Annotated in this window: 1 pseudogene; it reads left to right on the forward strand. The window is 35.3% G+C overall.

Annotation, left to right across the window (positions count from 1 at the left end):
* Nucleotides 1–152: 152 nt before the first annotated feature.
* A pseudogene (locus ACNQ0T_RS24305) lies at nt 153–269 on the forward strand (serine hydroxymethyltransferase); the annotation flags it as partial.

Genomic DNA, 269 nt, shown 5'->3' on the forward strand with positions numbered 1-269 from the left:
GTTTAAAGGTATCTGAAAGCAAAAAAATTAATGCAATCGTTTGCGTATATTTTTTCTTAGGGGCTATCTCAACGACGAAAAAGAGTTTACACTGTCAGTCATTAAGTTGAATTGATTGTTACCTTATTGAATTGCTGAGGCAGGAGAAGCGAATGTTAAAGCGTGAAATGAATATTGCAGATTACGACCCACAACTGTGGGAAGCAATGGAAAAAGAAGTACAACGTCAAGAAGAACACATTGAATTAATTGCTTCTGAAAACTATACC

The sequence above is a fragment of the Enterobacter cloacae complex sp.6700776 genome (assembly GCF_048284255.1).
Taxonomy (GTDB): domain Bacteria; phylum Pseudomonadota; class Gammaproteobacteria; order Enterobacterales; family Enterobacteriaceae; genus Enterobacter; species Enterobacter intestinihominis.